The sequence below is a fragment of the Paenibacillus sp. Y301 genome (assembly GCF_059445505.1).
This window is the reverse complement of record NZ_JCAIUL010000001.1, coordinates 127,553-151,845: the sequence shown is the minus strand read 5'-3', so window position 1 is coordinate 151,845 and position 24,293 is coordinate 127,553. Positions and strand designations below refer to the sequence as shown.

21 protein-coding genes are annotated in these 24,293 nt (G+C 41.0%); all 21 read right to left on the bottom strand.

All coding sequences use genetic code 11. From position 1 onward, the window contains the following. Nucleotides 1–7: 7 nt before the first annotated feature. The 21 genes from pgeF to mraZ all read right to left on the bottom strand — a co-directional run bounded on the left by pgeF (nucleotide 8) and on the right by mraZ (nucleotide 24,191). The gene (gene pgeF, locus AC1D69_RS00700) at nucleotides 8–856 is read right to left on the bottom strand and encodes a peptidoglycan editing factor PgeF (RefSeq protein ID WP_495454240.1); all 849 of its coding nucleotides are present in this window, start codon (nucleotides 854–856) and stop codon (nucleotides 8–10) included. A 53-nt stretch (nucleotides 857–909) separates the two neighbouring features. Beyond that, complete coding sequence (locus tag AC1D69_RS00695; protein ID WP_495454239.1) at nucleotides 910–1,239, bottom strand: YlmC/YmxH family sporulation protein; 330 nt, start codon at nucleotides 1,237–1,239, stop codon at nucleotides 910–912. A gap of 282 nt (nucleotides 1,240–1,521) precedes the next feature. After that, nucleotides 1,522–2,304 (bottom strand): RNA polymerase sporulation sigma factor SigG, encoded by a 783-nt coding sequence (gene sigG / locus AC1D69_RS00690; protein ID WP_495454238.1) that lies wholly within the window; start codon nucleotides 2,302–2,304, stop codon nucleotides 1,522–1,524. A 103-nt stretch (nucleotides 2,305–2,407) separates the two neighbouring features. Further along, nucleotides 2,408–3,130: an RNA polymerase sporulation sigma factor SigE gene (gene sigE / locus AC1D69_RS00685; protein ID WP_495454237.1), complete on the bottom strand. Its 723-nt coding sequence runs from the start codon at nucleotides 3,128–3,130 to the stop codon at nucleotides 2,408–2,410. 150 nt (nucleotides 3,131–3,280) lie between these two features. Next, on the bottom strand, nucleotides 3,281–4,264 hold the full coding sequence (gene spoIIGA / locus AC1D69_RS00680; protein WP_495454236.1) for a sigma-E processing peptidase SpoIIGA: 984 nt from the start codon (nucleotides 4,262–4,264) through the stop codon (nucleotides 3,281–3,283). 279 nt (nucleotides 4,265–4,543) lie between these two features. Then, nucleotides 4,544–5,668, bottom strand: a complete 1,125-nt coding sequence (gene ftsZ / locus AC1D69_RS00675; RefSeq protein WP_495454235.1) for a cell division protein FtsZ — start codon at nucleotides 5,666–5,668, stop codon at nucleotides 4,544–4,546. Between the two features lie 58 nt (nucleotides 5,669–5,726). Continuing rightward, on the bottom strand, nucleotides 5,727–6,992 hold the full coding sequence (gene ftsA / locus AC1D69_RS00670) for a cell division protein FtsA (RefSeq protein ID WP_495454234.1): 1,266 nt from the start codon (nucleotides 6,990–6,992) through the stop codon (nucleotides 5,727–5,729). A 194-nt stretch (nucleotides 6,993–7,186) separates the two neighbouring features. After that, a complete protein-coding gene (locus AC1D69_RS00665) occupies nucleotides 7,187–7,957 on the bottom strand; it encodes a cell division protein FtsQ/DivIB (RefSeq protein ID WP_495454233.1) in 771 nt (256 codons plus the stop codon). A gap of 59 nt (nucleotides 7,958–8,016) precedes the next feature. Beyond that, nucleotides 8,017–9,300, bottom strand: a complete 1,284-nt coding sequence (gene murA, locus AC1D69_RS00660) for a UDP-N-acetylglucosamine 1-carboxyvinyltransferase (RefSeq protein WP_495454232.1) — start codon at nucleotides 9,298–9,300, stop codon at nucleotides 8,017–8,019. 16 nt (nucleotides 9,301–9,316) lie between these two features. Beyond that, a complete protein-coding gene (murB, locus tag AC1D69_RS00655; RefSeq protein ID WP_495454231.1) occupies nucleotides 9,317–10,222 on the bottom strand; it encodes a UDP-N-acetylmuramate dehydrogenase in 906 nt (301 codons plus the stop codon). Between the two features lie 159 nt (nucleotides 10,223–10,381). Further along, nucleotides 10,382–11,491, bottom strand: a complete 1,110-nt coding sequence (gene murG / locus AC1D69_RS00650; RefSeq protein ID WP_495454230.1) for an undecaprenyldiphospho-muramoylpentapeptide beta-N-acetylglucosaminyltransferase — start codon at nucleotides 11,489–11,491, stop codon at nucleotides 10,382–10,384. A gap of 5 nt (nucleotides 11,492–11,496) precedes the next feature. Further along, nucleotides 11,497–12,594, bottom strand: coding sequence for a stage V sporulation protein E (spoVE, locus tag AC1D69_RS00645; RefSeq protein ID WP_495454229.1), 1,098 nt, complete (start codon nucleotides 12,592–12,594; stop codon nucleotides 11,497–11,499). A 51-nt stretch (nucleotides 12,595–12,645) separates the two neighbouring features. Beyond that, nucleotides 12,646–14,067: a UDP-N-acetylmuramoyl-L-alanine--D-glutamate ligase gene (gene murD / locus AC1D69_RS00640; RefSeq protein WP_495454228.1), complete on the bottom strand. Its 1,422-nt coding sequence runs from the start codon at nucleotides 14,065–14,067 to the stop codon at nucleotides 12,646–12,648. Between the two features lie 2 nt (nucleotides 14,068–14,069). Next, complete coding sequence (gene mraY / locus AC1D69_RS00635) at nucleotides 14,070–15,035, bottom strand: phospho-N-acetylmuramoyl-pentapeptide-transferase (protein ID WP_495454227.1); 966 nt, start codon at nucleotides 15,033–15,035, stop codon at nucleotides 14,070–14,072. Between the two features lie 28 nt (nucleotides 15,036–15,063). Further along, nucleotides 15,064–16,455 carry a UDP-N-acetylmuramoyl-tripeptide--D-alanyl-D-alanine ligase gene (locus AC1D69_RS00630; RefSeq protein WP_495454719.1) on the bottom strand — a complete coding sequence of 464 codons (1,392 nt, stop codon included), beginning with the start codon at nucleotides 16,453–16,455 and terminating at the stop codon, nucleotides 15,064–15,066. 2 nt (nucleotides 16,456–16,457) lie between these two features. Then, complete coding sequence (locus AC1D69_RS00625) at nucleotides 16,458–17,942, bottom strand: UDP-N-acetylmuramoyl-L-alanyl-D-glutamate--2,6-diaminopimelate ligase (RefSeq protein ID WP_495454226.1); 1,485 nt, start codon at nucleotides 17,940–17,942, stop codon at nucleotides 16,458–16,460. A 54-nt stretch (nucleotides 17,943–17,996) separates the two neighbouring features. Further along, complete coding sequence (locus AC1D69_RS00620; RefSeq protein WP_495454225.1) at nucleotides 17,997–19,952, bottom strand: stage V sporulation protein D; 1,956 nt, start codon at nucleotides 19,950–19,952, stop codon at nucleotides 17,997–17,999. 99 nt (nucleotides 19,953–20,051) lie between these two features. Beyond that, the gene (locus AC1D69_RS00615) at nucleotides 20,052–22,289 is read right to left on the bottom strand and encodes a penicillin-binding transpeptidase domain-containing protein (protein ID WP_495454224.1); all 2,238 of its coding nucleotides are present in this window, start codon (nucleotides 22,287–22,289) and stop codon (nucleotides 20,052–20,054) included. A gap of 49 nt (nucleotides 22,290–22,338) precedes the next feature. After that, a complete protein-coding gene (locus tag AC1D69_RS00610; RefSeq protein WP_495454223.1) occupies nucleotides 22,339–22,728 on the bottom strand; it encodes a hypothetical protein in 390 nt (129 codons plus the stop codon). A gap of 54 nt (nucleotides 22,729–22,782) precedes the next feature. After that, the gene (rsmH, locus tag AC1D69_RS00605; RefSeq protein WP_495454222.1) at nucleotides 22,783–23,733 is read right to left on the bottom strand and encodes a 16S rRNA (cytosine(1402)-N(4))-methyltransferase RsmH; all 951 of its coding nucleotides are present in this window, start codon (nucleotides 23,731–23,733) and stop codon (nucleotides 22,783–22,785) included. A 20-nt stretch (nucleotides 23,734–23,753) separates the two neighbouring features. Next, a complete protein-coding gene (mraZ, locus tag AC1D69_RS00600) occupies nucleotides 23,754–24,191 on the bottom strand; it encodes a division/cell wall cluster transcriptional repressor MraZ (RefSeq protein ID WP_495454221.1) in 438 nt (145 codons plus the stop codon). Between the last annotated feature and the right edge of the window lie 102 nt (nucleotides 24,192–24,293).

The window sequence follows — 24,293 nt, the reverse complement described above, 5'->3', positions numbered from 1 at the left end:
AAGCCCCTCACTTGATGCCGATCCAGCTAGCCATACGTCCTGTCGTTCCTCCATCTTTGCGATAAGAGAAGAACAAATCATTATGGCAACTTGTACAATATGTTGTACATTCGATATGAGTCGGCAATATTCCTGCTTTCATCATAATCTGTCGATTCATTTCTTTCAAGTTTAGCATACTTTTTCCGTCGTCTTTATTCAGATACCAAGAAACAGGATGGTTATTATTACCCATGATTTCTTTTTCTAAATCGTAAACCGATAGCATCACTTTATCATCCACTTCATAACAACATGGGCCAATAGAAGGAGCTATAGCTGTCCGGATATCATGCACATTGCTTCCATACTCTAGTATCATCTTGTCCACCATCATTGAGGCTATCTTCGATACCGTTCCTTTCCAGCCCGCATGTGCAAGCCCAACCACTTGTTTAATAGGATCATAGAAATATAAAGGAACACAATCCGCATAAAAAGAAGTCAATAGTATGCCCGGTACATTTGTGAGCAATCCATCCGTATTCTGAAATGCAGATGATCGATCTACACTTCCTCGTCCTTTATCTTCAATGTGAACGATCTCCACATGATTACTGTGAACTTGTTCACCACATGTCCATGCATGATCTGCAAAACCTATCATCTTCAATACGCTATTCCGATTATTTATTACATCTATCGAATCATCACCAACATGGAATGCACAGTTTAAACTGTCATACGGTATTTGGCTAGTTCCTCCATGTCGACCAGTAAACCCTACACTTATTTTATCGAATATTCTCCACGGTTCCAACATAAATAAAGCTGGATTCATATCTTTACGATTATTATTTATAACGAATGGTTCCATATCATTCACCTCTGATCCAGTGTATCATATATCTAGTTTCCTTTGATAAACTTTTAATAAGGTCGGCGATCCGTTCGTTCACTTCGATCTATATCCTTATCTTGAGGTGCTTCTTTGATTTCTTCCATCTTGACCAATACGACGTCAGACCCTATTTTCACAATATTATGCCAAGGAATAATTAGGTCGCTACGGCCACCAAATAAGCCCATAAATCGGGTATAGTTCGGTACGACGATCGCTTCAATCCGTCCCTGCCGTAAATCAAGCTCTAGATCACTAATTTGCCCCAATCGTTTACCGTCCACAATATTAATAACATCCTTAGTTTGAAAATCGGAGATCTTCATCATCATCCCCACCATTTGTTTTTCTGTAATCATAGCTTCACACCTTCAGAAATAAAGTTATATGATTAATATATGTAGAGAATTGGCAAAATGTCTTTTTTATTGCATTCCCTCATCAAATATAATCTCCCATTGTAATCTCGAACAAGTTGAAACAGCAGTATAAGGAATAAAGGTTCATTTGATAATTACATAAATCGATCAAGATGCATTGCGATTATGAAGTGGATTCATTTCTTTCTTATCTTTTTAAAAAGAGCGCTCCCTTAGGAACGCTCTTCATGTACTTTTATCATCCGATTAAGGATTTATTTGTCATGATTTAACATGTTTTTGCATTTGCTGAATAGCTGACTTTTCTAACCTAGATACTTGGGCCTGTGAGATGCCAATCTCCTCTGCAACTTCCATTTGAGTTTTACCTTCAAAAAAACGCTTGGAAAGGATCATCTTTTCTCGTTGTCCTAATCTGTGCATAGCTTCTCTTAAGGCAATTTCCTCAATCCATGAGACATCTTTGTTCTTATCGTCACTAATCTGATCCATGACATATATCGGATCGCCACCATCATGATAAATGGGTTCAAATAACGATACAGGATCTTGAATTGCATCAAGCGCAAAAACTACATCTTCTTTTGGAACATTAAGTGCCGCAGAAATTTCAAAAATCGTAGGTTCCCTACAATTTTGGTTCGTTAAGGAATCTCGGACTTGAAGCGCTTTATATGCTATGTCACGTAGAGATCGTGATACTCTTATTGGATTGTTATCCCGTAAATACCTCCGAATTTCCCCAATAATCATGGGTACCGCATACGTTGAGAATTTTACATTTTGTGATAAATCAAAATTATCAATAGCCTTCATTAGCCCAATACAACCTACCTGAAATAAATCGTCGACGAATTCCCCTCGATTATTAAACCGTTGAATCACACTTAGTACCAATCTTAAATTACCATTTACTAACTTTTCCCTAGCTGAACGTTCGTTATTTTGTTGTAAGTTATGGAACAATTCCCGCATTTCCACATTCGTTAGAACCGGAAGTTTTGCAGTATCTACCCCACAGATTTCAACTTTGTTTCGGGTCATGATGATTTACCTCCCAAGGAGAAACATTAATGTACATTATCTCCCTAGAGGCTCATTTTATTCCTAGTTGACTAATCAATATAGATTTTGTTCATCTATCTACTTACACCATTTTATTAAATTCCTTACGTAACCGTTTAATAATTCTCTTCTCCAATCGAGAAATATAGGATTGTGAAATCCCTAACATATCGGCAACATCCTTTTGTGTCTTTTCCTCACCATCCTGTAGTCCGAATCGAAGTTCCATAATCGTACGCTCACGTTCAGTCAATTTATCAAGAGCTTTATGCAATAATTTACGGTCAACTTGTTCTTCAATATTCCGATAAATCGTATCATTCTCTGTACCTAGTACATCTGACAGTAATAGTTCATTTCCATCCCAATCAATATTTAATGGTTCATCAAATGAAACCTCACTTCGAATTTTATTGTTTCGACGCAAATACATCAGAATTTCATTCTCAATACATCGAGATGCATACGTAGCTAATTTTATTTTTTTCTCCGGATCGAACGTATTCACAGCCTTGATCAGACCAATAGCCCCAATAGATACCAAATCTTCAATGTTGATACCTGTATTCTCAAACTTACGTGCAATATATACAACCAGTCTCAAATTACGTTCAATGAGCATAGCTCGAATCGCTGCGTCGCCCGTTGAGAGCCTCTGAAGAAGATATTCCTCTTCTTCCCGCGTTAGAGGTGGAGGTAGAGCCTCGCTTCCTCCTATGTAGTATATTTCCTCACTTTTCAGTCCAAATAAGAAGAGTGCACGATAATATTGTATTTGTACCGCTAATTTCCATTTTACTAACATGAATGATTTCCTCCTAAGAGTTTTCTGTAAGAAAACTTTCTTCGTAAGCATATAACTAGTTTCCATAGGAACTTATCTTCGTGAACATAAATTTCATGTTTTTCAAAAAAACTATGTTTCACAATCATCATCTTGAAATTACCTAATATATTAGCTAACAGGGGGGGGAGGCGATGCTATAGGTGTCTTCGTTGTATTTGAGGTATAACTCCCCTCCTCAATCATATCCGGATGAATGATAGCTCTATATGCATTCTCAGCAGACAGTGTACCTCCATCAAGTCCAATCAGCACTCTCGTTGAGATACTTATTCTGTCATCCATACAGATTTCAACGGAATCCGGTTTTAAAGCTAACATAAACGCTGTGCCTCGATTCACTCCTCGGTATGGAACCAATCTCAACCGATCTTGCCAAGGAAAAGTCGATCCTTCCTCACCAAGCTCCATAATTAGTTTGTCCGCTTCTCCTTCAACAAGTTTATCTCTCCATGAAGCAGGCAAATATTCAGCCCATAAAGAGGCCTCCATCACCATAACCGGAATGCGTGTTAGAGGGTCGCACAATTGATTACCCGTATCTAACAGTCCTGTACAGCTTACCATTTCACCACCAATACTTACTTTCACTTCAGCTAAATATACATGCCTGTTATCTAACTTACGCTTTGAAGATTGGACCATCTTAAACCAGAAAATAACGATTATAAACGCGATAACCATAAACCAAAACCCAATCTTCAGTTCAAAAGAAAGCCCTCCAGATGTCGTATACCAAATTCCGTCCCAGATATCACTTGAATTTTGCAACAGATAATGAATGCCAATAATTCCACCAGCTGCAGCAAAATTAATAATATAAAATGCGCCCATATTCCTCATATAGTGTTGTAGACTTCCAAATCCAAAAGCGATCCACAACATAAATAATGAAAGACCAAACTTTATGAGAAAGGTATACATGAACGTAAGTTCTGGTACGAACATCATGATGACATAAAGGGCACCTAACAAGGCTGATAAAGAAATACGCCACCATGGCGTTTTGATTTTACGCATCCAGCCAGTCAACCACAAGAGAGTCCCATCAATAAGCAGATTAGTAATAAAAATAAGATCGATATACACAACCACTACTCTCACCTGCCTGAGCTTTGATTCTAGGATTATATAAGCCGTTGGTTTCAAAGCTATTTCATTTTAATTTTGGGAGATGTGTTTAGTATAGAAAGATTACGTTCCAAAGTCTGTCTAAACCTGGAAGCATTCGTAGATTTTTTTTGTCGATAGAGGATATTTTATGGAAGAAGCTTCGTCATATTTGAACGAGGTAGATTAGAAGAACACACAAAAAAGGCCCGATTTCTATAAAGAAAACGGACCTTTCAAAAATAATAATAATCATCATACAAATTATTCGTTGTTCTGGCGTGTTCTATTCCGTAAAAAGGTCGGAATATCCAGTTGGTCACTACTCGGTTGATTACCAAATGGACGCAAGTTGTTGTTGTTGTTATTACGGTTCTCGGCAGACTCTGTCTCTGGTGTTCCTGGTTTACGCATTTGAACGTGCGGCGTTGCTTGTTTATGCTCAAATCCAGTAGCGATCACAGTAACCTTGATATCATCTTTTAGATTCTCGTCAATAATTGCACCAAAGATCATATTCACATCTGGATCTGAAGCAGAAGTAACAATTTCTGCAGCTTCATTCACTTCATACAATGAAAGATTAGAACCGCCTGTAATATTCATAATGACGCCACGTGCACCCTCGATGGAAGTCTCGAGTAATGGACTCATAATAGCCTTACGTGCTGCCTCTGCTGCACGATTCTCACCCGTAGCCATCCCGATACCCATGAGTGCTGATCCACGCTCCGTCATTATAGTCTTCACATCTGCAAAGTCAAGGTTAATTAGGCCCGGTACTTTAATAAGGTCAGATATACCTTGTACTGCTTGACGAAGAACATTATCAACTTCTCTAAATGCTTCCAACATCGGTGTTTTCTTATCAACAATTTCCAATAGACGATCGTTAGGAATAACAATCAGTGTATCGACTTTCTCCTTAAGAGCCTCAATTCCAAGCTCTGCTTGTGAGAAACGTTTCCGCCCTTCAAAAGTAAATGGACGTGTAACAACACCTACAGTCAGTGCTCCACACTCTCTTGCGATCTCAGCAATAACAGGAGCAGCACCTGTACCCGTTCCACCACCCATTCCGGCTGTGACGAATACCATATCTGCACCCTTAAGTGTATTCGAGATCAAATCTCGAGATTCATCAGCGGCTTTCTTTCCAACTTCTGGATTAGCGCCAGCGCCTAAACCTCTCGTTAACTTATCACCAATCTGTAACTTATGTTCAGATTTCGCCATATGCAGAGCTTGCGCATCTGTATTCACCGTAATAAATTCTACGCCCTGAACGCCATTCTCAATCATTCGATTGACCGCGTTACTACCTCCACCACCAACGCCAATCACTTTAATTTGTGCTAAACTCTCCATATCAAAATCAAATTCCAACATACTATTCCATCTCCCCCTCATTGTGCATGGATGGCTCGTTCACTTTTAAATGAACACCTTATATAAATTCACTGAACATATTTTTCACACGCTCTACTAGCCCGGTTTTTTGAGACTTACTTTGATTAGACGCGAGATTCACTTTGTTGTTGCGGTTTGGTTGCTTTTTATTATTAGTCGTTGTGACACTACGCCCTTTAAAGCTACGTATCACATTATGAAGCACACCCACACCACTAGTAAATCCTGGGTCTCTCACCCCAATATAATCGGGTACTGCAATTCTTACAGAAGCGGCCAGTTCAGCTTGTGCAACCTGAAGGACACCAGGCATAGAAACAGTGCCTCCTGTTAAGATATAACCACCAGGGAGTTCATTGTAACCTAGACGTTTCACTTCTTGATGAAGGAGATGGAATATTTCTTGAATACGTGGTTCAACAATAGCAGCCAAATCTTGTTGACTGAATTCCTTTTCTACGTTGCTTCCAATTCGAGTTACTTTAAAAATAACATCTGAAGCGGAATCATCCACTAAAGCACATCCGTATTTCAACTTCACCTTTTCAGCTTGATCTGTTAATGTTCGTAACCCATAAGCAATATCATTGGTAACGTATTCCCCACCAATAGGTAATGTAGATGTAGCAACCATAGTACCACCTTCAAAAACAGCAATACTTGTTGTTCCTGCACCGATATCAACAAGTACAGAACCCATAGTCTTTTCATCCTTAGATAAAGACATTTGACCCGAACCCAAAGACATTAGAACTAAGTCATTGATCTTTAAGCCAGATTTCTCTACACAACGTAAAAGATTGTGTATGGCCGGTTTTGCCCCAGTAATTATAATTGCCTCAACTTCCAAACGAACGCCGATCATACCTCGTGGATCTTGAATTCCTTCAAGACCGTCTACAACGTATTGCTTAGCTACAACATCAATAATCTCTCGATCTGGAGGCAAAGCAACGACTTCAGCAGCTTTAAGCACACGTTCAATATCTTCTTCTCCAATTTCCCGATCCTCGTTCGATACAGCCACGACGCCGTGACTTGATTGAAGTCCAATATGATTCCCTGATATACCGACATATACTTCAGATATTTGAATACCAACCATACGTTCTGCATGATCCACTGCGCTGCGGATTGATTGTACGGTCTGATCAATATCTACAATTGCACCTTTGCGAATTCCTTCTGAGTCGGCAGATCCAACTCCAATAATATTAAAGGTTCCATTATTTACTTCCCCAATAATAGCACGAACTTTGGATGTACCGATGTCCAAACTAACAATGATATCATTGTTGCTCAACTGTGGCACCTCCTGTTTTTCAAAATGAATTGCGATTTGAAAAGACGCTCTTTACATATTCAACATGACTTCTTTTTTTCCTCTTTTTCCAACATTTTTTTTGCATTCCAACTATTGTCAGCTATTTATTCATTAATATTATAAATAAAGGAAAGAAACAGGCTTGTCTATAAAATTAATTGTAGCATTTTTCCTTAGTTATTAGTAGTCCCATCCCCATTATCAGTCTCGCTATTTACGGATACGAATGGAACATAGGAATCGGCCTCAAGCATCGTAATCAATCCAGGTTCTTCCGTCTCTATCACTTGATTGAGGTATCCTACTTTATCCTTAAGTAAGGATACAGCCGTAATCACTTCAAACCTCGATCGTGTATATAATTTAATGCGGTCTGGGAAAGACACAGTGGGTGATGGCATAATTTCTGAAATATCTGAAGTTAATTGATTCGGTATAGCACCCAGAACTTGACTAAGCTCTAATTTAAAAGGGTCTTCAGAATCCCATTGCGTTAATATCGGTTTCTCAACAGCAACCCCACTCGAATTCACAGAAACTTTAGCGCCACTGGATAAAATGGCTTTGAGAGACCCATCTTCTCCTAGCTCATAGGCAACCGTTGGATATTCTTGAACCTGGATTTGAATGACACCTGGGAATTGCTTGTCCACTGTAACATTCTGAATTGAATTCAAAGCCATTATTTTCTTTCCGATAGTCGATGCAGAAACCCCGAAAAATTGCTCACCTACGTTTAAGTCACCTGCTTGTAATAACTGCTCACTTGTAGTGAATACATTGCCTTGAAATTGAATATCTGAGACTCGACTTATCGGCGATCTAAAATAAAGAACAGCAAGTAGGGCTAAAAACATGAACATCAGAATAAAAATAATTTTGCGACTGGTTTTTATTTTTCTGGGTTTATTACTTTTAAGAGCGGGTATAGAAGTCTTCGACATATCAACTCTCCATAAAATGCCTCTTATCCCCTCTTCTAAGAGAGGGGATAAGTAGGACCTTAGTTGGCCAAATCTAACTGTTTGGATACCGGAGAATGTCTCTGAATATCTGCTCCAAGCTTCTGGAATAGTCGTTCAATATGATCATATCCCCGGTCAATGTGATGCACCTGCTCCACAATAGTCTTACCTTGGGCAGCCAAACCGGCAATCACTAACGCGGCTCCTGCCCTCAAATCTGTGGCTTCGACCGTTGCCCCATACAATCTTTGAACACCACGTATAAAAGCATAATTACGATCGATAGAAATATCTGCACCCATTACAGTCAATTCATCCACATGTTTAAATCTTCCTTCAAATACTGTCTCCTTCATCACACTGAATCCATCTGATAAAGTTAACAGTACCATAACCTGAGATTGTAAATCTGTTGGAAATGATGGGTATGGTGAAGTAATAATTCGTTCCACTGCTTTAGGACGACCCATACAGCTTACGCTTATTATATCATTGCATACACCAATTTGAACACCAGCGCGCTTAAGGACATGAATTAATGATGTAAGATGGGTAGGATTACAATGCGTTAAGGTTACAGTGCCACGTGTGGCAGCGGCCGCAATCATAACTGTTCCTGCTACGATCCGATCTGGAATAATCTCGTAGGTGCATGGATTAAGCTTCTTCACACCTTGAATCGTAATCGTATCCGTCCCAGCTCCAATAATACCTGCTCCCATTTGGTTCAAGAAGTTCTGAAGATCCTGAATTTCAGGTTCACGAGCCGCATTCGTAATTGTGGTCGTTCCCTCCGCCAATACCGCAGCCATCATAATGTTCTCCGTTGCACCAACACTAGGAAAATCTAAATGGATGTCTGCCCCAACCAGTTTGCGTGCTTTACAAAGAATCTGTTGATCGTTCTCCTCAATCTCTGCACCCAATGCTCTTAACCCATGTAAATGAAGGTCTATCTTTCGTTCCCCGATCGCACATCCTCCAGGTTGATAAAAAGTTACTTCACCAAACCTAGCTAACAAAGGCCCCATTAGAAAAATAGATGATCTCATCTGTTTCATTAAGTCTTCCGGTACATGAAACGAATTGGCGGTCGACGTATCCACAATGACCATTTCTTGCTCATGCCGTGTTTGGCATCCGAGCCGATTCAGGATGCTCATCATGACTTCAATATCCAAGAGCCATGGGACATTATGCAAATGAACTTCACCTTCAGCCAGCAAACATGCAGCTAGAATTGGCAATGCGGCATTTTTGGCTCCATGGATACGCACGGTTCCTGATAGGGCTTTGCCTCCCTCAATCACCAATTTGTCCAATGTATCACCTCCGAATTTACCGCTCACCTACTATTAACACTTCTGGTACCAAAGAGATACCATAATCAGAATTTACTTTATTCTGAATTTCGTGCATAAGTGTGAGCACGTCCTCTGCTGTCGCTTGACCGGTATTCACAATAAAATTGGCATGCTGCAATGAAACCTCTGCTCCACCAACTCGGTATCCCTTAAGTCCCGAAGCTTCGATAAGCCTTGCGGCGTGATCACCTGTTGGGTTACGGAACACACTTCCTGCACAGGGCATCTGCAACGGTTGAGTACGACGACGGCGATCTTTGAATGTTGCTAACGCGGCCGCAATCTCTCTCCGATCTTCATAATGAAGCCCGAATGTAGCTTCTATTACTACTCCCTTGCGGTGATGCAGAACAGAGTGTCGATAAGCAAAAGCCATTTCTTCAGCAGAATAGGATACCAATTCTCCTGTGTCCAGTACAATCTCAGCGGACTTGATTATGCGTGATACATCAGACCCATGGGCTCCGGCGTTCATATATACGGATCCACCAACAGAACCAGGAATCCCTCCTGCAAACTCTAGACCCGTTAATCCATGTCTGCCTGAAAGTACGCCCAACTTCACAAATGAGCAAGCACCTCCTGCAGTTACGGTTTCCTCCTGAAAATCAGCATACTCAAACCCAGAACCAAGTTTAATAACAACTCCACGAATACCCTTGTCTGAGACGAGGATGTTGGATCCGCGTCCAATCTGTATCCATGGAATGTCATGCTGATGGAGTAGAGTAATAAGTTTTTGCAATTGTTCTCTCGTTTCAGGAACGATGAGGGCGTCGGCAGGTCCACCGATTTTCCATGTTGTATGTGTTGTCATGGGTTCATTCAGAAAGATCTCCCCGACATTATTGTTCGATAATAGCGAAGTCCATTGCAGCAAAATAAATTCCTCCTTACCATTAAACAAATATGACATTTCTCAATGAATTCAGGAGAACATTTGGTCTATAGTATGATTTGCCGTGTCCTTGGGCGATTATCACGATTATAGGGTATCTTATGTCATGCTACTTAGGTGTGTGACAAACGCTAATGTCTTTTAAGGAGCTCCAACCAAACGTCGCATTTCCTCAACTATGACTTGAGCTGAATCTGGTTTACCCAACTTACGGGAGGATGCTGACATCTGTTTATGAACATCCAAATTGCCCATAATACTCTCAATCTTTTGAAACAGTATATCTCCAGTCAATTCTTTCTCTAGAATGACTAGAGATGCCCCTTCTTTCTCAAGTATTCTTGCATTAGCCTCCTGATGGTTGTTGGTGACATTAGGTGAAGGAATAAGTATCGATGGAATGCCCAGAGAATTGATCTCTGCCAAAAAAGAGGCACCTGCTCTATTCACAATAAGAGAAGTAGCAGCAAGTACTTCTGGCATATTATGTACATAAGGAAGTATATGTAGATGATTAGGGATACTTCCTAACTTACTTCGAATCTGTTCGAACGTTAGATCGAAATAAGGTTCTCCCGTAACATAAACAAAATGGATATGTTTTAATTTATCCAAAAGTGGGGACATTTGAATCATCGTATCATTAATTGCCTTTGCTCCCCTACTTCCTCCTACGACTAAAACAACCGAACTTTCCATCGGTATTCCTAACGTAGCGAAGCCTCGATTTCTATTGGCGTGGCGCACGGTTGTAGCTCTTGGGTTCCCCGTATAGATCACATGTTTAGCCCTAGGAAATGAAGCTTCTACATTGGCAAAACTTACCGCAACTGTGCTCACATATCGGCTCAAAAATGAGTTTGTTAATCCGGGAATCGCATTCTGCTCATGGATGATGGATGGAATGCCTAATTTAGCAGCTGCGTATACCACAGGACCACACACATATCCGCCTGTTCCTACTACAACATCCGGTTTGAACTCTAATAGATATCGCTTAGAGGTCTGTACCCCTTTTACAAAACGAATCATAGTCTTCAGATTATCCATAGATATCGCTCTACGAAAACCGGTTATATCGAGAGATTTAAATGGAATTTTCTCTTGTGGAATTAACTTACTCTCTAAACCACGAGTCCCCCCAATATATAAGAACTTAGAACCGGGTTCATCCTCTTCACATTGTCTTGCAATGGCAACCGCAGGATAAATATGTCCACCCGTTCCACCACCCGATAGAATCACTCGCATTCATGTCACCTCGCAAACCTGGATATATTCAGTAGTATACCTAGTGCAGTAAGCATGAGTGTCAATGATGACCCACCGTAACTGATCAAGGGTAGCGTAATCCCTGTTACAGGCATCATCCCGATAACGACACCGATATTAACGATGACTTGAATAGCAACCATGCCCACAATACCGACAGCAAGTAAACTACCAAAACTATCCGATATGTTTATCGCAATCCGCATTCCACGCCATACTAGTATCAGAAAGAGTAGTAATACAATCATTCCACCAATAAATCCAAGCTCTTCCGCCAAAATAGAAAAGATAAAATCGGTCTGTGGTTCTGGTACATAACTATACTTTTGACGACTCATGCCTAAGCCTAAGCCACCAAGTCCTCCTGGACCGATAGCATAAAGGGATTGTATAATCTGATATCCCGCTCCTAAAGGATCTGACCATGGATCAAGAAAAGCCGTGATCCGTTTCAGACGATATGGAGCTGCTAGAATAAGTCCAGCAAATCCAATAACACCAACAAGGCCAAGCAATCCAAGATGTTTCATACGGGCACCAGCTGTAAATACGATCATGAGTGACGCTCCAAACATAACAGTTCCTGTCCCCAAGTCCGGCTGCATCATAATAAGAGCAAAGGCAGTCCCGATTAATCCAAGGGGTGGAAGGAGACCTTTGGTGAATGAAGTGATATTGAAATTCTCCTGACTCAACCACTTCGCCAGAAATAGAATCATTCCAAGCTTCATGAACTCGGATGGTTGAATACCAAATGAACTAATACCAAGCCAACTTCGAGCGCCACCTCGCACATTACCGATCCCAGGAATGAGTACAGCGATGAGTAGGATAAAACATATCAATAAAAACACCTTGGCATATTTTAACCAAAATCGATAATCAACGTTGGCTGTAACAAACATAGCCATGAGGCCTAAGCCAGCAAATATGGCTTGGCGTTTAACAAAATAATAGGAATCTCCATAATCATGGAAACCAAGTACAGAACCTGCGCTCTGAACCATAACAATGCCAATCGTAAGTAGAGCAAGAATACATAATAGGAGCCAAAGATCTGGGCTTGGGCGTGTTTTATTCATGAAAGGCCACCTCTTGAAGAGAAAGTAGGGGCTTATCCACATCCCCCCTACTTAAAGATTATGCACCGCCTCTTTAAAAATGCGTCCGCGTTCTTCATATGATGTAAACATATCCCAACTTGCACATGCTGGAGACAATAGAACAATGTCACCTGGCTCAGCAAATGTAGCAGCTTCCTTCACGGCCGTAATCAATGTCGAGGCGGAGTCCTCAACAGTATCGACGAGTGAAATCAGCTTTAATCCAGCAAGTTCGGCAACTTTTGCTATTTTTTCTTTCGTTTCTCCAAGTAATACAACTGCTTTTACTTTCTCTCCCAATACGGTTAGCAATTCCATGTAGTCGGAACCACGATCCAATCCACCCGCTATTAATACAATTGGGTTCTTAAATGAGGTAAGTGCCATCGTTGTCGCTTTGGAGTTTGTTGCTTTGGAATTGTTGTAGTAAGAGACACCCTCAATCTCCTTAACATATTCCAGACGATGCTCTACAGCACGGAACGTAGAAAGTGGCGTAGCTAGTTGAGATATTGGAACTCCTGCTGTTATGGCAATTGCACAAGCAGCAAGTGCATTTCCGACATTAAAACGTCCTGCAATACCAATATCCTCTACAGGGATGATCTCATGAATGATGCCATTTCCATCACGATATACAACTGTTCGCGCAACCGAGTCCTCGATATCTGCTATAAATGAAGGGCTAACATAAACACCTTCTACTAATTCTTCACTCATAGAAAAAGGTAATATCTTCCCCTTCATGTGGGGTACAAGACTGCGACACGTTGGATCATCCCAATTGAGGATCGCGGTATCTTCCTCATGTTGGTTCATGAACAGATTAGCTTTTGAAGAGACATAATCCTCCATGCCACCATGATAATCTAAATGCGTCTCAGCAACATTTAGAAGACAAGCGATCTGAGGTCGGAACTCTTTCGTTCCTTTGAGTTGAAAGCTACTAAGTTCAACTACCATCCAGTCGTCCTCAGAGGCACTCTGTACAGCCGTACAAAGTGGTGTACCTATGTTACCTGCTACGATTGGAGACAACCCTGCTGAACGAAAAATGTTACCTACCCACGTGGTAGTTGTTGTCTTACCATTCGAACCGGTAATCCCAATGATCGGTGCCTTACTTAGATAATAAGCAACTTCCACTTCCGTAACAATCTCAATCTCAAGCTCCATAGCCTTAACTAGAGGTGGCACAGAGTAAGGGATACCTGGGTTCTTCACAACTAAGGCAATACCAGGATGAATAAGATCCGGTGGATGTCCGCCGCAAATAACAGAAATTCCCAAAGCGTCTAATTCAGAAGCTTCGGGACACTGATCTTTCTCCTTTTTGTCATTAACGGTTACAATAGCCCCCATACGATGAAGAACTTTTGCAACTTCCACACCACTCTTTGCAAGTCCAAGTACAACAACTTGCTTATCTCTGTATGTGTCTGGATGATTCATGATTACAACCCCTTGTTAATATAAATTCCGAGACCTGCGAGTACGAGTCCCACAACCCAAAATGTAATAACAACCCGCCATTCCGACCAACCTGAAAGCTCAAAGTGATGATGAATAGGACTCATTTTGAAAATTCGTTTACCTCTTAGTTTAAAAGATCCGATTTGTAGAACTACAGAGAGCATCTCTATAACAAATATGCCTCCAATGATAAGGAATAATAGCTCGCTTTTCGTGACGATAGCAATCGCACCAATAGCTCCCCCGATACCTAATGAACCCGTATCTCCCATGAATACTTTAGCAGGATGTGCATTAAACACTAAGAAGCCTAACACGGCACCGATCATCGCTGCTGCACAGAAAGCTGCTGGAAGTGATGTAGCTTGCATAGCTACTAGAGCAAAAGCTCCGAAAGCGATGGCACTCACTCCGGATAACAATCCATCTAAACCATCCGTAAAGTTAACAGCATTGCTGATAGCGAGAAGCATAAGAATAATGAATGGATAATAGAACCAACCGCCCCAGTCCCAACCCCATGAGGTACCAGGTATAGTAATGGATGTATCGTGCCCATTTTGAAAAAGTAAGTAACATATGATACCCGAGAAGAGCAATTGTCCAAATAACTTCTGACGAGGTGTCAACCCCAATGATCGCTTAAAGACAATTTTAATATAATCATCAAGAAAACCTATCAATCCGAATCCAAGCGTTGCAATAAGCAACACATAGAAATCCGTATTAACAACTGAAAATTTTAAATAAGATAATGTAAAAGCTAATAAAATCACAACTCCACCCATGGTAGGTGTACCAGCTTTCATCAAGTGACTCTCAGGCCCATCCTGTCGTATCTGCTGCCCAAATTTCATACGACGCAACAAAGGAATGAGTATAGGTGCAGCAATGACTGCCAGAATAAAGGATACACCGATTGTTAGTAATAATAATTGAATGTCCATAGTTTCACCCCTCCGTTCATCAGATCTGCTAGCACTTCTCTATTAGAGCATTCACAACTTCTTCAAGCTTCATCCCACGTGAACCTTTGACAAGTACAATGTCCTTAGGATGAATATGCTCTTCAAGATGTGTTATCAATGCAGCTTTATCTGTAAATGCAAATACGTTAGTCTCTGTGAGATTGACCTTTGCTGCCTCCGCTATACATGAGGACAACGGTCCGTATGTATACAGCATATTTACTTTATCCGTAGTCATGTAGCTTCCAATTTCAGCATGATATTCTTTTTCTAGTGGACCAAGCTCTAGCATGTCCCCGAGCACTGCAACTTTCCGTCGATACCCTTTCGCATTATGAAGCACATCAATCGCTGCCTTCATTGATGTCGGACTAGCATTATAGGCATCATTAAGTACGGTAATTCCACGCGTAGAGACTAATTGTTCAATACGCATACCCGTTAACTGCAAGTGAGATAATCCATCTTTTATCTTGTCCTCGCTTATATTGAAATAACGTGCAACTGTAAGTCCCGCTAAACAGTTAACCACATTATGGCGACCGAGTAGAGGTAAATCGAATCCTAACTCCTTGTGGACGTGGGATGTGAAAATAATACCTTTCCCATGAAACATCATCCCTGTTGGATAATCATCATTCGTTGAATCCAACCCAAACGTTAATGTGTGGAAGCCTTCTGGTTTGCTATCAGATAATTCATCTAATGCTTCAGAGATAAGAGGCTCATCACCATTATAAATAAGTAAACCACCTGACTTCATACCACTTATAATTTCTACCTTCGCACGGGCAATCTCTTTTCGAGATCCTAACTGTAAGAGATGCGATTCCCCAATATTCGTGATGATCGCAACATCTGGTTGACCTATGGCTGATAGGATCTCGATCTCACCCCGGCCACTCATACCCATTTCTAATACCACGATGTCTACATCCGTATCCATTTGCAGAATGGTAAGCGGAAGACCAATATGATTATTATAGTTACCCGCCGTCTTATGCACTTTATAAGTCGTCTCTAATAGGGCAGACACGATATCTTTCGTTGTTGTTTTCCCGTTACTACCTGTAATACCAACAACCTTACAACCTATTTCTTTTAAATACGCTTTAGCTAGCAATTGTAAAGCCTCTAGCGTATCATTCACCTCTATGACCCTACCTTTAGGGCATTCTCCTCGATCCCTTTGCCAGAGTGTAGCACCTGCCCCTATTTCCAACGCCCTTGCTGCATAAGTATGACCATCAAATCGTTCTCCCACAAGTGGCACAAATAAACAACCCGCCGCAATATGGCGAGAGTCTGTGATCACTCCCTGAATCGAATGATCATACTCGTGTTCATGACTGAGGGTTCCGTCACACATGACGGCTATTTCACCCAATGTTTTATTAATCACTATTGTATACCCCTTATCGCTTCTTTTGCGACGATACGATCATCGAAATCATGAGTCGTGTGTCCAATTTTTTGATAGGTCTCATGACCTTTCCCCGCAATCAATACTACATCTTCAGGGCTTGCCATATCAATAGCCTTTTGAATAGCCATTCTTCGATCTACGATCAACTGATATTTTTCTACGGCTACTTGATCTTCCATAAGTCCTTGTTCGATATCTTTTAGAATAGCTTCAGGATCTTCTGTCCGTGGATTATCAGAAGTAACCAATACAACATCACTATATTTCGCTGCTATTTTACCCATGATTGGACGCTTCGTCTTATCACGGTCACCGCCACAACCAAATACAGTTAATACACGACCCACCGCGAACTCATTCACCGTCTTCAACACATTCTCAAGTCCATCTGGTGTATGCGCATAATCAACAATGACAGCAAACGGCTGTCCTGCATCCACAGCTTCAACGCGACCATCAACACCAGCTAAAGATTCAAGGCTACGCTTGATTTCATCAAGTGGAACGTCTTCTAATAGAGCAGCCGTGATCGCACCCAAAGCATTATACACGTTAAATTTACCAACCATTCTCAGTTTGATATCTGTGCTTCCTTTAAAAGAGTCAACATGGAATTGGGTACCTTGTGCCGTAATTGAAATCTGAGTCGCACGTACATCCGCGCCTTCCTCTAGACCATATGTAATGACTTCTGCCGATGTAATGTTTTTGAAATACTCCGATGCAGGATCATCTGCATTAAGCACGGCAAACTTTCGTTTGTCTCCATTACTTTGAAAAGAGTTCCCCATACGAGAAAAGAACAATCCTTTGGCAGCACGATACTCTTCCATCGTATGATGATAATCCAAATGATCTTGTGTAAGGTTCGTGAAAATAGCTGTGCGGTAATCCGTCCCTTTAACACGACCTTGCTCCAACGCATGAGAGGATACTTCCATAACGCAACAACGGGTACCACTTGCTGCCATATCATGCAACGAACGCTGTAATTCCAATGCTTCAGGAGTAGTACCAGACATAGGGAATATACGTCCCCCATAACGCATCTGAATAGTTCCAATCAATCCTGTCTTCACACCATGATCATTCATAATTTTCTCGATTAGATACGCTGTTGTTGTTTTTCCATTCGTTCCAGTAATCCCAATAACCTTCATTTGCTTACTGGGTGATCCAAAGAAAGAATCGGCAAGTACAGCCATAGCGTAGCGACAATCTTTAACGATAACTTGTGGCACATCAATATCCAATTGACGTTCTACAACAAGTGCCACAGCACCTCGTTCCGTTGCTTGCTGTGCATAATCATGACCGTCTACCGTGTGACCTGGTAAACAGATAAACAAGTCTCCTTCATTAACCTTACGCGAATCTGTCTGTATCCCACACAATGTAATATCTCCGCTGCCAACAATATGTTTGATAGTTAATGTTGAAGCTAATTCATTAAGTCTCATCAATAATCCCTCACTTATTTCAATTATCGTCATATTTGGCGAATGTCAGGCACCTTAAGGCGCCTTATTTCCAACGTTCTGATCTGAATCCACACTACCCATATAAATGCGAATAGTTGACCCTTGCTCCACTCTGCTGCCAGGTTTAGGAGCCTGACTTACAACCGTAGTACCACTCCCTGATTTAGAGAGCATGAAGTTCATATTAAGCTCCTCATATAAATCTTGAACAGAAGCACCCACTAGGTCCGGAACGGTGACGATCTTTGTCTCACCATATTTATATTCTTTGGAGATCTGATCTTTGCGTTCAGGTACTTTCATATAATGGAGGGAATCCTCTAGTATATTTTGTACAATTGGAGCCGCAACTACACCCCCGAATTGGATCCCTTTAGGGTTATCAACAGCAGTGTATACGACGATTTGAGGATCGTCTGCAGGAGCAAAACCTATAAATGATACAATATGCTCGGTAGCAGAATAACGACCGTTCACTACAATTTGTGCTGTTCCTGTCTTTCCACCAACACGATAACCATCAATAAACGCCGGACGGCCCGTTCCTTTGGCTACGACACTTTCAAGTGCTTCTCTAACCTTCTTAGATGTTTCTTCTGAGATAACCCGTCTTACTAGCTCTGGTTGTGTTTCTTCTACAATCGTATTTGTCTGGGAATTAATCCAGGCTTTTGAAACATACGGTTTGTATAGATTCCCACCATTTATCGCCGCCGAGACTGCCGCTACTTGTTGTATTGGAGTAACTGAGACCCCTTGACCAAAAGCTGTAGTAGCAAGTTCAACAGGCCCTACGTTAGACAATTTAAATAGTATTCCATTTTCTTCTCCATTCAAATCAATACCCGTCTTAGAACCGAATCCGAAATTACGAATATATTTAAATAGTGTCTCTTTACCAAGCTTTTGACCTAATGCTACGAAACCAGGGTTACATGAGTTCTCTACCACTTCAAGAAAAGTCTCGCTACCGTGGCCACCCTTCTTCCAACATCTTAACGTGGCTCCACCTACTTTAACATATCCAGGATCAAAAAAAGTGTCATGTTCCAAATCTACTTCATTCTCCTCCAGAGCAGCAGCAAGTGTAATAATCTTAAACGTGGATCCGGGTTCATAAGTCATCCATATAGGAAGGTTACGGTTATACACTTCCGCTGGATACTCCTTATACTGTGCCGGCTCATATCCGGGTCGGCTTGCCATAGCAAGAATTTCACCGGTTTTGGGATTCATGGCAATAGACCAGGCTCCTCTAGCTTGCGTCTGAACCATAGCTTGATCTAACTCACGTTCCATAATCGATTGGATCGATTTATCAATGGTAAGTTCAAGACTAAGACCGTCCTTTGGCTCGGAATACTTCTCAGAAGAACCCGGCATTAGCCTACCACCTGCATCGGACAAATAAGATATGTTTCCATCGAATCCTTTTAACTTATCATCATACTTCTGTTCAATACCCGTTATCCCCTGATTATCAATCCCAGTGAATCCAAGAATATGTGCAGCTAAATCACCATAAGGATAATACCTCTTATTGTCCTCTGCAACAATGATACCCGGCAACTTTAAATCACGAATATCCTGAGCGAGCTCCATCGTGATTTTACGTCCACCGGGTTGCAATTTAACATTCATGGATTTCTTTTTAGTTATTTTCTCCAGAATCTTCTCCTGACTCATTCCAATCAGAGGCGACAAGGCCGCAGCTGTCTTATCAGGTTCTTTTACCTGAACAGGTATGGCCCAAACGGTCGGTGAACTAATATTGTAAGCTAACGCAGTGCCATTACGATCTAATATTTCTCCTCTTTTAGCCGTAAAGGGAAGCTGTCTTCTCCATAAATCCTCTGCTTTGTCAGATAACTCTTTACCTTGTCCAAGTTGTACATAAGCAAGTCTGCCCATTAAAGCAATAAATAGGACGCAAAAGAGCAGCAAGCTCCATAGTAGCCTCCGTCTCAGCGTCACATTTGAAACTCTCATCGCATACCCTCCCTAGTTAATCCTGATCTCACGATACGTGTTATATCATGAATATTCAGGATAACTAGGGCTTAGAACAAGCTATCTGTTCTACTCTATCTACTTATTCTCATCTTCTTGAACTGGATCATCCACCAGAATATTCGGAGGCTTCAGAGTTAATTGGACTGTACGCTTGCCTTGTGATTCTATTACTTTTTGTTCGGTGACATACCCTTCACCTTCTACGTTAACGGCCAATTTCATCAACGTCAATACCTGTAATGCATCTCTTAGAGATTTACCCTTCAGATCTGGTATTTCCATCGTAGTACTCTCTTCTGTTAAAAGATAGATACTTTGCCCAGAATTCATAATGGTACCTTTAGGTGGGTATTGTCGAATGACTTTATTACCTTTACCTAAGGTTACGTAGGCAATACCCGTATTAAGCATTTCATTTTTAGCGGCCTCAATCGTCTTCCCTACCACTCCAGGTGCTTTAGATCTAGGTGTAACTGCAATACTAGTCTTCTTGGAATCTTGTTTATCATTTTTTTCATCATCTGATATCACTTTTGGAACATTCATATACTGAAGTGATTGAGATACAATCTTTTTGAATACAGGTGCAGCCGCTGCTCCCCCACCTACATTCGCATCGTTCGGCTCATCAATAATAACAATAACAGCAATTTTCGGATCGTTCACTGGCGCATACCCAACGAAAGAAACGACAGACTTATCATAATCATATTTACCATTGATAGATTTAACAGCAGTTCCTGTTTTACCTGCTACTCGATATCCATCAATATATGCATGTCGTCCAGTTCCAATCTCTTGATCGGCAACAACCTGTTCCAAATACATTCCTGTTTCCTTAGCCGTTTCTGCTGATATCACCTGGCGAACCACTTTTGGTTTAGTAACATCTGTTTTCCCTGTATTTGGATTATGAATTTCTTTGATGATATGCGGTTTTAGTAGTTTGCCTCCGTTAGCAATGGCAGAAATCGCTGTAATCTGCTGAATGGGTGTAACTAAGACCGCATGGCCGTAGGATGCCGTTGCCACCTCTACATTACCTGGTAGATTAATCGGCCAGGTTGATTCCCCCGCCATCTCGATTCCTGTTTGATTACCGAAACCGAAATTATTAATATAATTAAGAAATCTTTCTTTGCCAAGCATTTCGAAACCCATCTTAACGAAGGCTACGTTACTAGAACGTTTAACACCCTCTAAATATGAGATAGTTCCCCAGCCTGCACGTTTCTGATCATGAAGCACAGTTTTAGTACCCTTGACTTGAATTTGCCCGGATTGATAAACATCTGTCGGCTTGATAAGCTTCTCTTCAACGGCACCAGCCAACGTAACTATTTTAAATGTAGATCCCGGCTCATACAAGGATTTAATAGCATGATTTCTAAAATCTTCGGGATCAGCATTCCAATAGGAGTTAGGATTGAACGTAGGCAAATTTGCCATCCCTAGAATTTCCATCGTGTTGGGATCCGCTGCAATAACCGTCATACTGATTGGATTATATTTCGCATATGCCTCTTTCATAGCATCTTCAATATAATACTGTATGGTATCGTCAATCGTCAGCTTTAAATTTTTACCATTGATCGCAGGCTGATAAACCTCTTCTGTATTTGGTAGCTTATCTAACTGCCCATCACTTTGATAATTTATATATCCATTTATCCCACTAAGATCAGTGTTATAATAGGATTCAAGACCTGATATCGCCTTACCATCACGATCTACATAACCCAGAATATGTGCTGCTAGATTTTTGTTAGGATAATATCGTTTTTGTTCTTTAATCAACGCAATACCTGAATCGACCACTTTGCTCTTGTTCTTCTTGAGTTCATCTGTTATTTCATTAATTAATGCATTCACTTGTACTTTTTTTTCTTCACCGATTTTTAAGCCTTCTGTACGGACCTCTCGACTGGACCAGTAACCTTCCTTATTATTCTCCGTAACCTTAGCAGGATCCGTAGCAGTCACTATTTCAAGTAACTCATCTTCATCCTTACCCAGGATCTCATTTAACCCTGCCACTACCTCGTCTTCATTACCGTTCTCATGAATAACTTTTGGATTTACCGTCACGGTGTATGCCGGAGCTTCAATCGCTAGCGCATCACCGTTCCGATCCGTAATTGTACCTCTTGTAGCGATAATCGTATCTTTTTTCGACCATTGATCCACGGCATATTCATGCCAGAAATCACCATTCACCACTTGAATGAAGAAAATCTTAGTTATTAAAATAGCAAAGAGGAGGGTTATACATCCTCCTATAAGCAGTGTACGTAGTTTTATTCTTTTTACCATTAGTCAACCCTCACATCCACTATTTAAGATCCGTATCTGTTTCCGGGTGTCAGTCACCATCTATAGAACCTGCAACACGGGGTACACGTATGATACTCTGCTCCGATGGTAAAACATAACCCTCTTTAAGCGCCGTTTCAACAATAGTTTCCTTAAGGGTTTGTTTCTTCAATTCTAACTGGGCCATTTTCAACTGGTTTGCTTTTATCTGGGAATTCATCCTTTGGCTCTGTTTATTGAGATCATAGATATGTGCGTAGCGTTGAAGCACAAGACTTGCTATAGCAACACATACGATCACAGTGAACAAATAGAGCATCTTTTCCTTAAGAGGAATAAATGTTCGACGTGTAACGACTTTAGTTTGTTCGCGGTAACCAGGAGAAACGCGTTCTTCTGGTTTTGGTTTTACTGCTAAATTGCCACGCGTATATGCCATTTTCTCACATCCCTTCTAGAGCATCCCAGCTTGATTGATATGAATCCAATTAATTTATAATTTCTCCGCGATTCGCAGTTTGGCTGATCTTGCGCGAGAGTTCTCTTCTAGTTCCAATTCACTTGGAATCATTGGTTTACGATTCACCAGTTTGATCTGACCATGACCACCGCATACACACATTGGGAAATCTGGTGGGCACGTACACTTCGCAACATAACTGCTTAATATTTGTTTGCAAATACGATCCTCCAAGGAATGGAACGTAATAACAGACACTCGACCTCCAGGTGCTAAACAACGTACAGCTTGGTGTAATCCTTCTTCAAAAGCCCCAAGTTCATCATTGACTGCAATTCGCAACGCTTGAAAGCTCCGTTTCGCCGGATGTCCGCCTGTTCTTCGTGCAGCAGCCGGAATACCTTCTTTAATAATCTCAACCAATTCCCCTGTAGTTTGAATGGGTTGTTTCTCACGTCTTTCAACAATAATTTTAGCGATGCGGCGTGAGAACTTCTCTTCTCCATATTGGAATAACACCCTAGCAATTTCTTTTTCCGTCCATGTATTAATGATCGTGTCTGCTGTTAGTGTAGCGGATTGATCCATCCGCATATCCAATGGGGCATCGTGATTATAACTAAATCCCCGTTCTCCTTCGTCAAACTGCGGTGATGAGACACCTAGGTCGAATAAGATACCATCGACTTGCGGAATTCCATCTTTTTGCGGAACAGCCAGTTCCTTCAAAGCCTCTTCTAAATAACGAAAGTTTGTTTTCACTAAGGATATTCGATCACTATAGGGAGCTAATTTCTCTTGTGCATGTTCAAGCGCCCAGTCATCTTGATCTAATCCAATTAATCTGCCATATTCTCCAAGTTTGGATGCGATCAGAGAGCTATGTCCTGCGCCTCCTAAAGTACAGTCGACATAAATGCCGTCTCTTTTGATGCGCAGCCCTTCTGTCGCTTCTTCTTTTAATACCGTGATGTGATGAAACAAGCTGCAACCCTCCAGACTATTTAAAAATCAAAGTTAAAATCGACTAATTTCTCTGCAATGTCATTAAATCCTTCTTCGGATTGATTGTAATATTCATTCCAAATTGATTTACTCCAAATTTCCATGCGGTTTGATACACCAAGTACAACACACTCTTTATCTAATTTAGCATATTCTCTTAGATTACTCGGTAAGTTTACCCTACCCTGTTTGTCCCATTCGCATTCGGTGGCACCCGAGAAAAAAAACCGTGTGAAAGCACGTGCATCAGATTTCATTAGAGGAAGCGATTTAAGCTTCTGTTCTAACACTGCCCATTCTTCTATTGGATAAACAAAGAGACAATGATCTAAGCCACGGGTAACAACAAATGAGGTTCCTAAAAGTTCGCGGAATTTAGCGGGAATAATCATCCTGCCCTTATCATCAATGCTATGCTGATACTCCCCCATAAACATTGTCCCACTCACTCCTTTAACCTATTTCCCCCACTTTGCACCACTTTCCACCACTTAACAATACTAGATTCGCCATTAGAAATCAAAGTCCTTCTTTCATGC

Bases quoted from the DNA above. Each gene is read 5' to 3' on its own strand.
- AC1D69_RS00625 (WP_495454226.1), bottom strand. From the start codon at position 17,942: ATGAGACTTAATGAATTAGCTTCAACATTAACTATCAAACATATTGTT.
- AC1D69_RS00695 (WP_495454239.1), bottom strand. From the start codon at position 1,239: ATGATTACAGAAAAACAAATGGTGGGGATGATGATGAAGATCTCCGAT.
- AC1D69_RS00620 (WP_495454225.1), bottom strand. From the start codon at position 19,952: ATGAGAGTTTCAAATGTGACGCTGAGACGGAGGCTACTATGGAGCTTG.
- sigG (WP_495454238.1), bottom strand. From the start codon at position 2,304: ATGACCCGAAACAAAGTTGAAATCTGTGGGGTAGATACTGCAAAACTT.
- spoVE (WP_495454229.1), bottom strand. From the start codon at position 12,594: ATGAATAAAACACGCCCAAGCCCAGATCTTTGGCTCCTATTATGTATT.
- AC1D69_RS00665 (WP_495454233.1), bottom strand. From the start codon at position 7,957: ATGTCGAAGACTTCTATACCCGCTCTTAAAAGTAATAAACCCAGAAAA.
- sigE (WP_495454237.1), bottom strand. From the start codon at position 3,130: ATGTTAGTAAAATGGAAATTAGCGGTACAAATACAATATTATCGTGCA.
- AC1D69_RS00610 (WP_495454223.1), bottom strand. From the start codon at position 22,728: ATGGCATATACGCGTGGCAATTTAGCAGTAAAACCAAAACCAGAAGAA.
- pgeF (WP_495454240.1), bottom strand. From the start codon at position 856: ATGGAACCATTCGTTATAAATAATAATCGTAAAGATATGAATCCAGCT.
- mraY (WP_495454227.1), bottom strand. From the start codon at position 15,035: ATGGACATTCAATTATTATTACTAACAATCGGTGTATCCTTTATTCTG.
- AC1D69_RS00615 (WP_495454224.1), bottom strand. From the start codon at position 22,289: ATGGTAAAAAGAATAAAACTACGTACACTGCTTATAGGAGGATGTATA.
- murD (WP_495454228.1), bottom strand. From the start codon at position 14,067: ATGAATCATCCAGACACATACAGAGATAAGCAAGTTGTTGTACTTGGA.
- ftsZ (WP_495454235.1), bottom strand. From the start codon at position 5,668: ATGTTGGAATTTGATTTTGATATGGAGAGTTTAGCACAAATTAAAGTG.
- mraZ (WP_495454221.1), bottom strand. From the start codon at position 24,191: ATGTTTATGGGGGAGTATCAGCATAGCATTGATGATAAGGGCAGGATG.
- murG (WP_495454230.1), bottom strand. From the start codon at position 11,491: ATGCGAGTGATTCTATCGGGTGGTGGAACGGGTGGACATATTTATCCT.